A 13,848-nucleotide genomic window follows, 5' to 3' on the forward strand; every position below is an offset into this window, starting at 1 on the left:
CTCGCGGTCGCGAGGCGGTCGGGCCGACCGGACCCGAGCGGCGCCCTGCCCGTCCCGGCCCGCCCGGAGGTTGCGTGCCACGGTCACGGACCGCCGCGCCGCTCGTCGGTGTGCATCAGCCAGTTCACCGTTCGGCTGACGTCCGAGAGCGACACGATGCCGACGAGCCGGCCGTGGTCCGTGACCAGGACCCGGTGCTCGGCTCCCGACTCCATGCGAGGCAGCAGGTCGGCCAGTGGGCTGTCCGGCTCGGCGACGGTGGTCCGTGACAGCGGCACCATGACGTCCCGCACCGTCACGGCGTGCGCCTCGGTCGTGGGCACCTTCTGGGCGCTGTCGAGGGCCACCAGCCCCACGGGTGCCTCGCCGTCGGTCACCGGGAACGCCGAATGCCGGTAGCGGTATCGCGCCCCGGTGAGGAAGTCCGCGACCGTGGTGGCCGCGGGAACCGTGAGCGGGTCCGGCGTCATGGCCTCCCGCACCGGAACACCGGCGAGCGCGCCACGCAGCTGGGCCTGCCGTCCTTCGGCGGTGGCGGCCGCGATGAGGAACCAGCCGATCAGCGCCAGCCACAAACCGCCGAACGTGCCAGTCCTCAGGAACGCGACCATGCCGACGACGACCAGCAGCCACCCGAGGACCCGCCCCGCAGCGGTGGCTCCCGCGGTCGCCCGCAGCCGGTCGCCCGTGCGCCACCACAGGAACGCGCGCAGCAGCCTGCCACCGTCCAGCGGGGCGGCGGGGAGCGCGTTGAAGACGGCGAGCAGCACGTTGATGCCCGCGAGCCAGGCGGCCATCTCCACCACGACGCCGGACACGGACGCCAGGTCGAGCAGCCAGGCGGAGAGGGCGAAGAGCCCGCCCAGGAGCAGGCTGACGAGAGGGCCGACGCCGGCGATCCTCAGCTCCCGGCCGGGACTGGACGCCTCCGACGTGAGCCGGGCCGCTCCGCCCAGGAGCCACAGCACGATGTCGTCCACCTCGACCCCGTTGCGCCGGGCCACGACGGCGTGCGCCAGCTCATGTGCGAGGAGGGAGGCGAAGAAGATCACGGAGGTGCACAGTCCGGCCGCCCAGTACACCGCCCAGGCACGCCCCGGATACGTCTCCGGGAGGCGGCCCTGGGCCAGGCCGAACGCGATGATGCCGAAGATGAACAGGACGCTCCAGTGCACGCCGACCCGGACCCCCGCGATCCGGCCCAGAACGAATGTCGCACGCACCGCGCTCTCTCCTGTCTCCGGGGCCGACCGGTTTCCCACGTCGCTGCGTCCCGCCTCCCGGGTCGCTGCCTCCCGACTCGACCGTTGCCCTCGTCGGCCCTCTCCCGCGACGACCGGCCAACAGCCGTCCCCGCCGACCGCGGACAACCGTCCTTCCAGTACACCCTCGGCACGGCAGCTCCGCGCGCCGGAGGGCCCAAGGACGTGCGGCGGGCCGTTCCCGCACCGGCAGGCCGCGTACGTCGCTTCCTCCTTCAGCGCGGGTGCGCGTCGCGTCACCTTCCCGTCGTTGCTCCCGGCCAGGATCTGCCCCGATCCGGGTGTTGTCATCGGATGACCCCGTCGGCCGTTCGCGTGTCGCGGTGTCCGGCGATCGAGGTTGTACTGGGGACAGGGACGCTGCCGAGCGAGGGGAGCCGCCGTGACGCCCTCCGACGTTTCCCGCCCCGCGAAACCCGGGACGGTCTTCGACCGGGACGGAGAGTGGGACGCGCTCGTCGCCTTCACCTGTGACGGCCGGCCCGACGCCGGACTCGGTGTCGTCTCGGGACGGCTGCGCCAGGGGAAGACACATCTCCTCACGGCACTCACCGCCTCCCTGGGCGGCTTCCGTTTCGGGGCACATCTCGCGACCCGGGACGAGTCCCTGCGCCGCCTCGGTGAGGAACTCGCCCAGTACACGGGGCAAACGCCACCCGGTCACCGGCTCCGGTGGGAGGACGCGGTCGACGCGCTGCTCGCGCTGGGTGAGCGGGGTCGGCCCGTGCCGGTCGTTCTCGACGAGTTCCCCGACCTGGTTCGGCAGAGCCCCGAACTCCCCTCCGTCCTCCACGGAGCCTACCGGCGGTTGCGCGACACGGGGCGGGCCAACCGCACCCGCCTGCTGCTCAGCGGCAGTTCCCTGCCGGTGATGCACCGGCTGTTCGGCGCGGCCGCGCCCCTGCACGGACTGGCCGACCTGGAACTCACCCTCGGTCCGCTGGACTTCCGGCAGGCCGCACGGTTCTGGGGCATCGACGACCCCCGTCTCGCCCTGCAGGTCCACGCCGTCGTGGGCGGGACCCCCGCCTACCGGGCCTACGTCGGGGACGACGCCCCCAGGGAACCGGACGACTTCGACGCGTGGGTGTGCAGAACCGTCCTGAATCCCCGGACCCCCCTGTTCCTGGAGCCGCATCACCTGTTGCAGGAGGAAACCGACCGCGAGGACCGCGCACTGTGCCACTCCGCGCTCGCGGCCATCGCCACAGGCTGCCGGACCCAGGGCACCATCGCCGACTGCCTCGGCACTCCGCTCACCGACGCCGCACACTGTCTGACCCTCCTGCGGGCGAACGGCCTGCTGCACGGCGAACCCGACGCCTTCCGGCCGCATGTCATGCGGCTGCGTATCGCGGAGCCGCTGCTCGCCTTCGAGCACGCGGCCGTCCGGCCCCAGCGCTCGGCCCTGGAAGCGCAGAACACCGTCGACGTGTGGCGGCGCGTCCGTCCCGTCTTCGATACCGCGGTGGCAGGCCCCCACTTCGCCCAGATCTGCCGGGAGTGGGCAGTGGGCCACGCCGACGAGGCCGTCTTCGGCGCCCACCCCGCGACGGCCGCCCACGGCTCGCTGCCCGAGCCCGACCGGCGTGCCGGTCCTGACCTGGAGGCGGACGTCGTGGTCCGCGGCCGGGCGGACGCCGGCCCCGGGCCTCTGCTGTCGGTGGGAGTGGCGCGCTGGGACGAGGTCATGGACGTGCACCACCTGCGGCACATCCGCCGCCTCCTCACGCTGCTCGCGGCCGAAGGCGAGGACGTCACCCGCACCCGCCCCGCCTGCTACGGCGGCGCCGGCTTCGCGCCCGGGCTCCGTGCGGCCGAGGCCGACGGAGAGGTGGTGCTCGTCGGCCTCGACCGGCTGTACCGGGATTGAGCCAGGCGTCCGCGTCGGGCGGCCGGCGTGACCGTCCGGATGTCATCGGCGCGCGCCGCCACCGGTGATTTCCGGTAGGCGGCACAGTCGTCACCAGCACGGGACGAAAGCGCCCTGCCGCCCGCCGCGAGGCACACACGCGGACGGGAGGCGTCGCCCGCCGATCCCCTGTGGCAGACGCCGGACGGGGCCCTCGAGTCACTCGGCGCGAACAGTCGTCGGTCCTGTCCGCCACGGCCGGACCGCATGCCCCGCCGGCCATGATCGGGCCGTCGGCACCGTCGTGGCACCGCCGATCCGGTCGGATCGGCGGTGCCGCGGCGATGTCGGTGCCCGTGCCTTACAGCTTCTTGAGTTCGTTGCCGATGATGTACGTGACCACGTCACGCCCCAGCTCGAGCCCGTCGACGTCGTCGCGCCCGACGCGCTCCTCACCGGCGGACGGGGCCGCACCCTGGTCGCCGCCCTCGCCGAGCGTGGGGAGTGCGTTGCCTACCCGCCCAGCGGCAAGACCGTCCGGGCGGAGCTGCTCGGCGTCGCTTCTTGATCACTTCGGCCCCCGGGAAGCCCAGTCGGCCGGACGGGGGCACAGAGTTCCGCGGGACGTCTGAACGCCGGCCTGACAGCTGTCGGCATGCCTTCGGACGCTCCCGTGCTTACGGTGAGCAGGACGGATGCCGTCCCGGAGAGGAGCCGTCGGATGCCGGTGCGCGAGAGCCCGCTGGGCGGAAGGACCGCCGTCGTGACCGGAGCGGCACGCGGTCTGGGCGCCGCGATGGCGCGGGAACTGTCCGCGCGGGGGGCGAAGGTGGCGCTGCTCGGGCGTGAGGAGCGGACGCTGAAGCAGGTCCAGGAGTCGCTGCCGGGCGTGAGCGGGTGCTGGGAGGTCGACGTCACCGACGACCGCGGCATGGCCCGGGCGGGCGCGGACATCCGTGCCCGGCTCGGGCCGGCGTCCGTGGTGGTCGCCAACGCGGGCGTGGCCGAGGGCGGTCCGTTCGCCGAGTCCGATCCCGCGGTGTGGCGCCGGGTGGTCGAGGTGAACCTGATAGGCAGCGCCACTACCGCACGGACGTTCATCGAGGACCTGTTCGAAACGCGCGGCTACTTCCTCCAGGTCGCGTCGCTCGCCTCGCTCGGTGCGGCGCCGATGATGAGTGCGTACTGCGCCTCCAAGGCGGGTGTCGAGTCGTTCGCCCACGCGCTGCGGGCCGAGGTGGCCCACCGGCGCGTGGTCGTCGGCATCGCCTACATCAACTGGACCGACACCGACATGGTCCGCGACGCCGACGCGTACGCGGTGCTGCGCGAGTTGCGTGGTCACATGCCGCGGCCGGCGCGCAAGGTGTACCCCGTCGAGCACGTCGCCGGGCGGCTGGTCACCACCGTCGAACGGCGCCGCCCGTCGGTCTACGTGCCCCGCTGGCTCCGGTCGGCGCAGCTCGTACGGGCCGCGATGCCGCCGGTGGTGACGGCGCTCTCCCGGCGCGAACTGCCGCGCCTGGCCGCCGTCGAGCCGTTCCGGCCGACGGGGCTGCTCGGCGCCGGCGGCCGGGCCGACCAGGCGGCCTCCCGGCCCGGGCCCGGCGGCCGGCCGGGGTCATAGGGCGGCTTCGCCGGGCGCCGGCGATCGGCGGCAGTCCGGGATCTCGAACCCGCCCCCGGCCGCGGTGGGCCGGGGACGGGCCGCCCAACGCGCAGGAGTCGACGCATCCATACGGGGGCACCGGCCGAAGCCATGGTGTGCAGGTGACCGAACGTGAACAGGGGTTGTGCATGCTGGGATTGCGGCCCACGACGGCCGAACCGGTCGGGCGGGCCGACGGTCCGCTCACTGCCCGCGACGCGGCCTTGGCCGTCGAGGCGGAGCTCCGAGAGGTCCTCGACGACGTGCTGGGACAGGCCCGCGAGACGGATCCGGTGTTCGCGCGTGACATCGCCGACCGGGTCGCCGCACTGGTCCTGCGCGGGGGCAAGCGGCTGCGCACGGCGTTCGCCTGGTGCGGGTGGCGTGCCGCGGGCGGGACCGGGGACGCGAGGCCGGTACTGCGCACGGGCGCGGCCCTCGAACTCGTCCAGGGCTGCGCCCTCGTCCACGACGACGTGATGGACGGATCGACGCTGCGCCGGGGCGCACCCTCGGTCCACGTGGACCTCGCCCGCATGCACGAGGCCGCGCGTATGACGGGGTCGCCCACGGCGTTCGCGACGTCCGCGGCGATCCTCGCCGGCGATCTCGCCCTGGCCTGGGCGGACGACCTGCTGACCGAGACCGCGCTCGGCTCGCCGCACGGCCCGCGTCTGCTCCGGGAGTGGCGGGCCATGCGCGCCGAGATGGTGGCGGGGCAGTACCGGGACATCCACGCGCAGGCAACCGCCGCGTCGGGCGTCGACGAGGCGGTGGCCATCGCCACCCTCAAGAGCGCCCTGTACACGGTGGAGCGGCCGCTGGCCCTGGGCGCCTCACTGGCCGGCGCCGACGCCGGCGTCCTGGACGCGCTGCGCTCCGCCGGACGGTGTGCGGGCCTCGCCTTCCAGCTCCACGACGACCTCCTCGGCGCCTTCGGCGACCCTGCCGTGACCGGGAAACCCGCCGACGACCTGCGCACACGCAAGCTGACCTATCTGCTCGCCGTGGGCTCCGTGCTGGCGGAATCCTCCGGTGACCGGAAGGCCGCGGACGTGCTCGCCCCGGGTGAGCCGTCCGTGTCCGACGACACCGTGCGCCGGATGCGCGCGGCGCTGGAGCGCACGGGGGCACGGGCCGTCGTCGAGTCGAAGATCGCGGAGCTGGCCGCGACGAGCCTGCGGCACTTCGACCGGGCCGGTGCGGAGCCGTCCGTACGGCGGGAGTTGACCGCTTTGGTCGAACGGGCCTCCGGGAGCCCGCCGCGGTGCGCCAGGGAGGCCGCGTAGCGGCCCGTCGCCGGTCCCACGGACACGTGGCCCTGGTGGGCACCGGCCTCCCCCACCCGGCCCGCGTGCAGCCCCTTGCCGGTCGCCGGACGCGAGCCCGCGTGCCGGTCGCCGTAGGGAGGCTGCCCACCGCGCATGCGGCCGGCCCCGCCCAGAGCCGCACCCGCGACTCACACCACCCACCACGGACTCCACCCACGCAACACCCCAGCCCGTGCGGAGGCTCGCAGCAGCCGAAGAACACCCGCGTGCCGCAACCCGGCGGGCAACGCCCCCAAGGCAACCCCGTCGACCGCCCCCGCCCAGATCCGCACCCGCGACTCACACCCCCACTACGGACTCCACCCGCGGCTCACCCCACTCACAACAGACTCGGCCCACCGGCGCGGAGGCCCGCAGCGGGCCGAGAGCGCCGTGTGCCACGATCCGGCGGGAAACCCCACGCCGCTGGCCGCTTCCGCACAAATCCGCGCCCTCGGCTCACCCGCCCACGACGGACTCGACGGCCGTGACGGCCTCGGCGAGCCCTGAGGGGTGCGGCAGTCCCGGTGCCGTCTGGCCGGCCCAGCCGGGGCCGAGCGTCAGGACGACCGGCTTCCTGCGGGCGCCGCGCACGCCCCACTCGATCGCCGCGATGTGCTGGGCCAGGGGGCGGCTGGCCGTGGTCCGGGACTGCGCCCACAGGCCCATCGCCGTGTGCGGACGCTGCCGGGACGAGCTGGGCCGGATGACGCGTCTGGTCACCGCGGCCCGCTCCGTCGAGGAGTCCGATCTCCCCGCGGCCCCTCCGGAGCGGGTGTGGCGGCACGTCGCGCAGGAACTCGCCGACCCGCCTCCCGCGTCGGCACCGGTCGACGCCCGTCGCACCGGTCGGTCACCGGACATCCGGCGCGGCAGGGCCCGCCTGGCGTGCGGCCTGCTCGTCTGCGCCCTCCTCGTGTGGTGGCGCAGGCGCGAGGGCCGTGCCGCCGGGCCGCCCCGCCCCCGCTCGGACAGTGACCGCTCACTGTCCGCACGGCTCCGTGTTGGGCGCGGCCACAGACCTGTGCCCGGGACGCACGTGCGTGCACACGGATCTGATTGACTCCGCGCTCACCCCCACACCCGTACCCGCATCCCCTTCCGGATGCCGGATCGACGTGAGCGGAGCCACCACATGTCCTTCGGACCGCAGCCCTGGCACGGGCCGCCGCACCATGACGAGCCGGCTGCCGGGGCGTGGCCGCCTGCGGAGCACGAGCGGTACGACGGCGAGGAGGCGGCGCGGCTGTCCGTCGGGCTGCGGCTCGGTGTGCGGGTCGCCGTCGCCTGGCTGCTGTACGTGCTGCCCGCCGCCCTCGCGCCGGGCGTGTACGGCACGCGGATCGCCGGGCCGGTGAGCCTCGGCGTGATCCTGGCCGTGGTGCCCCTGGCCGTCGGTGTGCACGCGCTGGCGGTGCACGGGCGGCGGGTCGATCTGCTCCAGCCACGGCCGGACGTCCGGAGGTGGTCGTGACCACGCTGCTCGACCCCTCGTCCCGGTCCCTCGTCTTCGCCGTGTTCTCGGTGTTCGTCGTGATCTGCCTGATGCTGTGCATCGTCACGGGCGCCGACGAGGACGACCGGGCTCTCGTGCGGTCCGACAGCCGCCGGCTGCGTTCCTGGCAGCAGGGCATCGCGATGGGCGGCGACACCACCACGGTCGCGACCGTCACCGTCCTGGTGGGCATGGTCGCCACGTCCGGCTTCGACGGCCTCGGCGTCATGCTGGGCAGCCTGATCGGGGTCGTGCTCTTCCTCGTGCTGATCATCGAGCCGCTGCGCGGGCACGCCTCGCGGACGGCCGCGGACATGCTGGACGCGCGCGGCAGCGGCGGGCCGGCGGTACGCGTCTCGTGGGGCGTGGTGACCCTGCTCGTCTGTTTCCCCTTGCTGGTCGTGCAGTTGGTGGTGGTCGGCAATGTGGCGGCGGCGCTGATCGGACAGCCCGGCGTGCGCACCGGCTGCATCGTGGTGATCGGCTGTGTGATGACGGCGCTCGCCGTCAGCGGCGGGATCCGGGGCACGGGTGTGGTGATGCTCGCCAAGTCGGCGATCGCCCTGCCCGTGCTGGTGGTCGCCGCCGTGCTGGTGCTCCACCGCTTCGGCGGGGACCCCGGGCGGCTGCTCGACGCCGCGGCGCACGGCTCGCGGATGGGCGAGGCGTATCTGCGTCCGGGCGGCTACACCGGCGAGGGGTGGGTGGGGGCCGTGAACCGCATCGGGCAGACCTTCGGAATGACGATGGCCACGCTGGCGATGCCCGCCGTACTGATGCGGGCGATCTCGACGAAGAGCCCGCGCGGCGCCCGGACCGTCGGCCGCTGGATGCTCGGCGAGCTCACCCTGCTGTACGGCGCGCTCGCCGTCGTAGGCGTCGGCGCGGCGGCCCTCGTCGGCGAGGCGCTGCGCGCGGCGGGTCCGGCGGCCCAAGTGTTCACGCCGCTGATGCTCGGGCGGGCGCTCGACAGCGGCGGCGTCCTGGTCGCGGCCCTGGCCTGCGTCCTCTTCCTCACCGCGCTCGCGGCCGTGGTGGATGTGACCCTCGCCGCCGGGATCGCCCTGGGCCGGGACGTGCTGGGAGCGTCCGGCAAGGCGGACGGTGCCACGTCACGGTGGTCGGCGGCGCTGGCGGGTGGGGTCGCCGCAGTCGTGGCGGTCGTCGTCGCCGACTGGAACCTGGTGGTCGTCTCGACGCTCTGGCTCGGCATCTGCGGCGCCGCTCTCGCCCCCGTGCTGCTGTACGCCCTGTACTGGCCCGGGTTCACCGCCCGCGGTGCCCTGTGGTGCCTGTGGGGGGCCACGGTGGTGAGCATCGCGGCGCTCGCGTTGTCGCCGTACGCCTCCGGCGCACCCGGGTCGATCTTCCCGGGGCACGACTTCAGGGTCTGGGACGTGACGATCCCGGGCCTGGTGACGGTGCCGGCCGGATTCCTGCTGGGCTGGCTGGGCAGTGTCACGGATCGCCGGCGCCGGACGGGCGGGGCGGGGCGGCCGTCCGGAGTCACTTATTCGCGTGCCGTCCGGCGATGAGTTCCGAGGGCTGCCACGGTCGTAACCGGTACACGGACCGACAGCACAGGAGGACATCATGTCCCGCAAGATCGTGGCCAGCGTGTTCATCTCGCTCGACGGCGTCGTCGAGGCGCCGGACCAGTGGCACTTCCCCTACTTCAACGACGAGATGGGCGCGGCCGTGGGCGCGGGTCTCAGCGACGCCGACACCATGCTCTTCGGCCGCGTGACCTACGACAGTTTCGCCGGCGCCTGGCCGGAACGGGAGGCGGCGGGCGCCGAGGACGCGGGCTTCGCCAAGCAGCTCGGCGACATGCGGAAGATCGTGTTCTCCCGCAGCCCTCTCGATTTCCAGTGGCGCAACTCCGAGCAGGCGCAGGGCGACGTCGCCGAGGTGGCCGCCGCGCTGAAGCGGGAGTCGGGCGGCGACATCGGGCTGAGCGGCTCGATCTCGATCATCCGGCAGTTGCTCGCGGCCGGGCTGCTGGACGAGCTGCAGCTCCTCGTGCACCCGATCGCGGTGCGCAAGGGGATGCGTCTGTTCGACGAGGGGGAGTCCTCGATCCCGCTCAAGCTGCTGAAGTCGGAGACGTTCGGCACGGGGGTGCTGAACCTGGTGTACGGGCCGGACACGGCTCCGCCGACGGGCGGATATGAGGAGGCGGTGGCTTCGCTCGGGGAGTAGGAGGCCCCCACGGCAGGCGTGCTGCCCGCCTCTCCAGCGGACGGCACGCCCTCACGTCGCTCAGCGCTCCGACGCGAGTTGTACGAACCGCGCCCAGCCTTCGCGGCCGACGGCGAAGGCCGGGCGGGTCACGTCCTTGGAGTCCCGTACGTGGATGGCCCGTTCGGCGACGGCGACCTCCACGCAGTCGTCGCCCTGGGTGCCGCTGTAGCTGGACTTGAACCAGGCGAGTTCCGACGTACCGCTACTCATAGCTCTCCTCGCAGTCGCTCCAGCAGGTCCCGGGATTCCTTGGGGTTGAGGGCCTGCGAGCGCAGTGTGTCATAGCGTCGACAGAGCAGACTCATCTCTTTCACGTCGGAGATCAGCCGTCCGTTCTGCTGCCCCTCGGAGTACCCGAGCCGCCGCCCCTCCGGAGTTTCCAGAATGCGCATGGGCCCGTCCAGACACCCATGGAACTCCAATTCCAGCGGCACCAGTTGAAGCGTCACGTTGCGGGGCGCAGTCAGTTCAAGCACGTGGTCCAGCATGTTCGCCTGAACCTGCGCCCCACCCAGGCCGCGCCGGAAGACGGACTCCTCCACGATGAAGCCGAACGGCACGGTCGGCCGCTCCCGCATCATCGCCTGCCGTTCCATTCGGGCCGTGACCTGTGCCTCCGCCTGCTCGTCGGTCAGCAGCGGGATGCTGTTGTCGAACACCGCCCGCGCGTACGCCTCCGACTGCAACAACCCCGGAACCAACCGGCACTCATACGTGCACAGGCTCACCGCCTCCCGCTCCAGCCGCGCCCACCGCCGGAACCATGCCGCCAGCCCTGCCTCCCCGCGCGTCAGGTGCCGCGCGGCCTTCCGCAGCGCACCCGTGTTGCCCAGTGCCTCCTCCGCCCGCTCCACGAACGCCTCGTCCGGCATCCGGCGCCCCAACTCCACCGACTCCACCGTGTGTTTGGAGTACTGGACGCGAGCGCCCAGGTCGACCCGGCTCAGCCCCGCGTGCTCGCGCAACGCCTGGACGACGGCCCCGAACGTCCGGAGGCTGTCCGACGGATGCGGCTCCCGCTCGCACTCCCCCACCGGAACCGCCCGCGCATCGCCGGCGCTCCCGGCCGTCTCCCCTTCGACCCCGACCACGTCCATCCGCCGCCCCTTTCCTCGCCTCCGCATCACACCGCGACGGCCGTCTCTCACGCCGCCCGCGTCCACCCCCAGCCTGACGGATCATCAGACGTACCGTCCACTCTTCGTGTCCGTACGCTGACGCAGCGTACGGGGTGCCACACTCGTCCCCGCCCCCGTCCGACCGCCACTCTGAGGTCACGGAGATCCGGGACAGCCGCCCGTGTCCACCGCTCACCTGCGGAAACACCCGGGCGGGGGCGCCCCCTCCGTGCATCCCCGCCCACCACGGGCGGTGGCGGCCGGACCCGGCCGCGTCAGACGAGCTGGAAGGTGCAGTCATGCAGAACGGAACCAACCTCTACGCCCTCGACATCAGGGCGGCCTCGTTCACGAAGGCGTGCGGCGGCCCCTGCACCGAGGGGTGCGTGACGCTGGCCCGGATCGGCGCGGACGCCTGGGCGCCGGGCGACAGCAAGCGGCCGGACGTACCGCCACTGCGGTTCACCACCGAGGAGTTGGACGCGGCCGGTATCGACCCGGGGCGCTTCGGTCTCGGCGCCTGACCCTCCTCCCTCTCCCTCACCCGTCGCCGGCCGGACCGGGTTGCTCCCCGCGTCCGGCCGGCGCTCCGCACTCCAGGAGCAGCACGTGCACCACCACGCCTACCTCTGGACCGGCCCCAAGGCACGTTTCGACGACGAGGCCCTGCGACGGCCCCCGCACCCCGACCCGCCCCCGGCCGGGAGCAGGCCGGAACTGATCGAGCGCTACCGCCTGGTGGCCGCGGAGTTCCGCACGTCGGACCTCCCACCCCTGGAGACGGCGTACTGGCTCGTGAAGCCCCGCTCACTGGTGCGGGGCACCTGGGACGAGGCGAAGGAGGCGGCGGCCTGGCTCGGCGAGCGGCTGGCCGAGTACACGCCCCGGTTCGCCGCGGAGCACGACCGGGACACCGCGCGCCTGGCCCGACTGGTGGACGCCGCCGCCCAACGGCTGCGCGCGGGCGGCGACGTGTCGTACGGCCGCTACCTCGAACGCCCCTCGTACCTCGCCCTGGCCGTGGTGACGTGCTCACCGAACCGCACGACACCTGAACTGGCCTGCCCCTGCGCATAGAGCAGACCCGGCACCCGCCCTCCCGATCGCGCTCCTCGGTGTCGACCCCAGCAAGTTCCACCAAACGGGTGATCACATCTCAAATGCCGACGAATGTTCTTGCCTCGCGCATAGTTTCACGCCATGCCCAACGTCAGTCACGACACCCTGCACGGCTTCCTGCCGGGACGTCCGAAAGCGCTGAACCGTGCGCTGGACCTCCTCGACCTCGGGATCCCGCCCGGTGTCACCACCGAGACGCTTCCGACGGATGCGTCCGGCGCCCCGAAGATGTTCACCCGTCAGATGGACTCCGTGCTGCGGGTGGTACGCCCCGACGGCCAGGACCCGTTCATTTTGCTGGTCGAGGCGCAGACCGGTATCGAGAACAAGAAGGAGACCTCCTGGCCGTATTACATCGCGTACTTGCGTGACCGGTACAAACTCGAGGTCGTCCTGCTGGTTCTGTGCGTGGACACAGCAACGGCGGCATGGGCGGCCAGACCCCTGCGCACCGGCCTGGGACGCCCCACCCAGGTGACAGTGCCTCACGTACTGGGCCCGGCCAACGTCCCGCGCGTGAGCCGGATCGAAGACGCCCTGACCGACCTCGACTTCGCCGCGTTCTGTCTGTGGATCCACAGCAACGACCCGGACATCGAGGGCATACTGACGGTCATGGGCGAGGCCCTGGCCCAGGACTCGGACCGCGAAGCACGGGACGACCTGGCAGGACTGATCGAAGACGGCTTGGGCAGTGAACACGCCCGGAAATTTTGGAGGAACGTGATGGAGACCCTCTTCACCCCCAGGCGAGGCACCATCGTGGGCGACGCTCGCCTCGCAGGACGCGAGGAAGGACGGGAGGAAGGACGCGAGGAAGGACGGGAGGAAGGACGCGTGAAAGAGAAGGCCGAGCGACTGCTGCACCTGATGGAGCGCCGCGGCCTCTCGCTGACGGAAGAGACGCGACAGCGCGTCACCACCTGCGCCGACGCGCCGCTCCTGGATCTCTGGTTCGACCGCGCCATCGACGCCACCACCCTCGACGAGGTCTTCGCCGCCCCCTCCACCACCGACCGCGTCCCCGCTCCCGCCCAGAGCTCGGAGCACACCGCAAGCCCCACCAGGAACTAGACGAGCCCAGGCGCACGGCCACCTGACACCAAGGACGCGCTCCCGGCCGCACCCCACTCCGGGGTGCGGCCCGCTCGGCTTACGGCCCGATCGATCGCACGCTCCGCGTACACCCTCGCCGTGGCGATGCGCGACCCGACCGCGCGCTTCCCCAACTGCCGTGCCCGTGTGCACGGAAGACCGGGCGCTCCGGCTCCGTACGCTCACTCAACGTACGGGGCTCGGTACTCGCCTCCGCCTGTTCCCTCCCGCCACGCTGACGCCATGAACCAGGCAACACCTCACGTCGTCGCCCGCGTCGGCGCCTTCACCCAGCTCCTGTCCTCCACGCGGCGCGGCGCCCGTCTCGCGCGGCTCCTCGCGGTGACCGAACTGCGTTCCTGGGGCGTCTCGCAGGACCTCGCGGAGCGTGCCGAACTCGTCGTCGCGGAGCTGACCGCCAACGCCGTACTGCACGGGCGCGTGCCGGGCCGCTGCTTCCGGCTCACGCTCGCCCTCGACCCACGGGCCGGCCGCCTGCGTATCGAGGTCAGCGACGCCCGCGGAGACCTCCGCCCACTCCCCCGCCCCACGGACACCGACCCACTCGGCACCACCGGACGCGGCCTGACCCTCGTCACCGCGCTCGCCGACCACTGGGACTGCGTCCCCTACCCACCCAGCGGCAAGACCGTCCGGGCGGACCTGCTCGACACCGGCCCTTGATCACTTCGACGGCGGTCAACC

Annotated in this window: 14 protein-coding genes and 1 pseudogene; 11 read left to right on the plus strand and 4 right to left on the minus strand. The window is 72.9% G+C overall.

What is annotated here, in order from left to right:
• Window positions 1-83: 83 nt before the first annotated feature.
• Window positions 84-1,223 (minus strand): site-2 protease family protein, encoded by a 1,140-nt coding sequence (locus AC5L3C_RS08075; RefSeq protein ID WP_493648005.1) that lies wholly within the window; start codon window positions 1,221-1,223, stop codon window positions 84-86.
• Window positions 1,224-1,644: 421 nt separating this feature from the next.
• Between AC5L3C_RS08075 and AC5L3C_RS08080 the strand changes: the two genes are divergently transcribed.
• The 4 genes from AC5L3C_RS08080 to AC5L3C_RS08095 all read left to right on the plus strand — a co-directional run bounded on the left by AC5L3C_RS08080 (window position 1,645) and on the right by AC5L3C_RS08095 (window position 6,051).
• A complete protein-coding gene (locus tag AC5L3C_RS08080) occupies window positions 1,645-3,135 on the plus strand; it encodes an AAA family ATPase (RefSeq protein ID WP_493648007.1) in 1,491 nt (496 codons plus the stop codon).
• Window positions 3,136-3,418: 283 nt separating this feature from the next.
• The gene (locus AC5L3C_RS08085) at window positions 3,419-3,682 is read left to right on the plus strand and encodes a hypothetical protein (protein ID WP_493648009.1); all 264 of its coding nucleotides are present in this window, start codon (window positions 3,419-3,421) and stop codon (window positions 3,680-3,682) included.
• 153 nt (window positions 3,683-3,835) lie between these two features.
• Window positions 3,836-4,741, plus strand: coding sequence for an SDR family oxidoreductase (locus tag AC5L3C_RS08090; RefSeq protein WP_493648010.1), 906 nt, complete (start codon window positions 3,836-3,838; stop codon window positions 4,739-4,741).
• Between the two features lie 170 nt (window positions 4,742-4,911).
• Entirely contained in the window at window positions 4,912-6,051 is a 1,140-nt protein-coding gene (locus AC5L3C_RS08095) for a polyprenyl synthetase family protein (RefSeq protein WP_493653777.1), read from the plus strand.
• 480 nt (window positions 6,052-6,531) lie between these two features.
• Here AC5L3C_RS08095 and AC5L3C_RS08100 read toward each other — a convergent pair.
• A pseudogene (locus AC5L3C_RS08100) lies at window positions 6,532-6,744 on the minus strand (transcriptional regulator); the annotation flags it as partial.
• A gap of 463 nt (window positions 6,745-7,207) precedes the next feature.
• Here AC5L3C_RS08100 and AC5L3C_RS08105 point away from each other — a divergent pair.
• Genes AC5L3C_RS08105 through AC5L3C_RS08115 form a run of 3 tightly spaced genes read left to right on the plus strand, consistent with a single transcriptional unit; the run spans window position 7,208 to window position 9,769 of the window.
• On the plus strand, window positions 7,208-7,546 hold the full coding sequence (locus tag AC5L3C_RS08105; protein WP_493648012.1) for a DUF485 domain-containing protein: 339 nt from the start codon (window positions 7,208-7,210) through the stop codon (window positions 7,544-7,546).
• On the plus strand, window positions 7,543-9,102 hold the full coding sequence (locus AC5L3C_RS08110) for a sodium:solute symporter family transporter (RefSeq protein WP_493648014.1): 1,560 nt from the start codon (window positions 7,543-7,545) through the stop codon (window positions 9,100-9,102). Before AC5L3C_RS08105 ends, AC5L3C_RS08110 begins: the two co-directional genes overlap by 4 nt.
• A 58-nt stretch (window positions 9,103-9,160) precedes the next feature.
• On the plus strand, window positions 9,161-9,769 hold the full coding sequence (locus AC5L3C_RS08115; RefSeq protein WP_493648016.1) for a dihydrofolate reductase family protein: 609 nt from the start codon (window positions 9,161-9,163) through the stop codon (window positions 9,767-9,769).
• 60 nt (window positions 9,770-9,829) lie between these two features.
• Here the strand turns inward: AC5L3C_RS08115 and AC5L3C_RS08120 are convergent, their stop codons facing one another.
• Together AC5L3C_RS08120 and AC5L3C_RS08125 are read right to left on the minus strand one after the other, a co-directional pair.
• On the minus strand, window positions 9,830-10,021 hold the full coding sequence (locus tag AC5L3C_RS08120; protein ID WP_493648018.1) for a DUF397 domain-containing protein: 192 nt from the start codon (window positions 10,019-10,021) through the stop codon (window positions 9,830-9,832).
• A complete protein-coding gene (locus AC5L3C_RS08125) occupies window positions 10,018-10,908 on the minus strand; it encodes a helix-turn-helix domain-containing protein (RefSeq protein ID WP_493648020.1) in 891 nt (296 codons plus the stop codon). The genes AC5L3C_RS08120 and AC5L3C_RS08125 overlap by 4 nt, the downstream gene beginning before the upstream one ends.
• Before the next feature lie 320 nt (window positions 10,909-11,228).
• Here AC5L3C_RS08125 and AC5L3C_RS08130 point away from each other — a divergent pair, with 320 nt between their 5' ends.
• The 4 genes from AC5L3C_RS08130 to AC5L3C_RS08145 all read left to right on the plus strand — a co-directional run bounded on the left by AC5L3C_RS08130 (window position 11,229) and on the right by AC5L3C_RS08145 (window position 13,827).
• Entirely contained in the window at window positions 11,229-11,453 is a 225-nt protein-coding gene (locus AC5L3C_RS08130) for a DUF397 domain-containing protein (RefSeq protein ID WP_493648021.1), read from the plus strand.
• An 85-nt stretch (window positions 11,454-11,538) separates the two neighbouring features.
• A complete protein-coding gene (locus tag AC5L3C_RS08135; RefSeq protein ID WP_493648023.1) occupies window positions 11,539-12,006 on the plus strand; it encodes a hypothetical protein in 468 nt (155 codons plus the stop codon).
• Window positions 12,007-12,129: 123 nt separating this feature from the next.
• Window positions 12,130-13,122, plus strand: coding sequence for a hypothetical protein (locus AC5L3C_RS08140; RefSeq protein ID WP_493648025.1), 993 nt, complete (start codon window positions 12,130-12,132; stop codon window positions 13,120-13,122).
• Between the two features lie 264 nt (window positions 13,123-13,386).
• A complete protein-coding gene (locus tag AC5L3C_RS08145) occupies window positions 13,387-13,827 on the plus strand; it encodes an ATP-binding protein (RefSeq protein WP_493648027.1) in 441 nt (146 codons plus the stop codon).
• Window positions 13,828-13,848 lie beyond the last annotated feature (21 nt).

It is taken from the genome of Streptomyces speibonae, assembly GCF_984686075.1.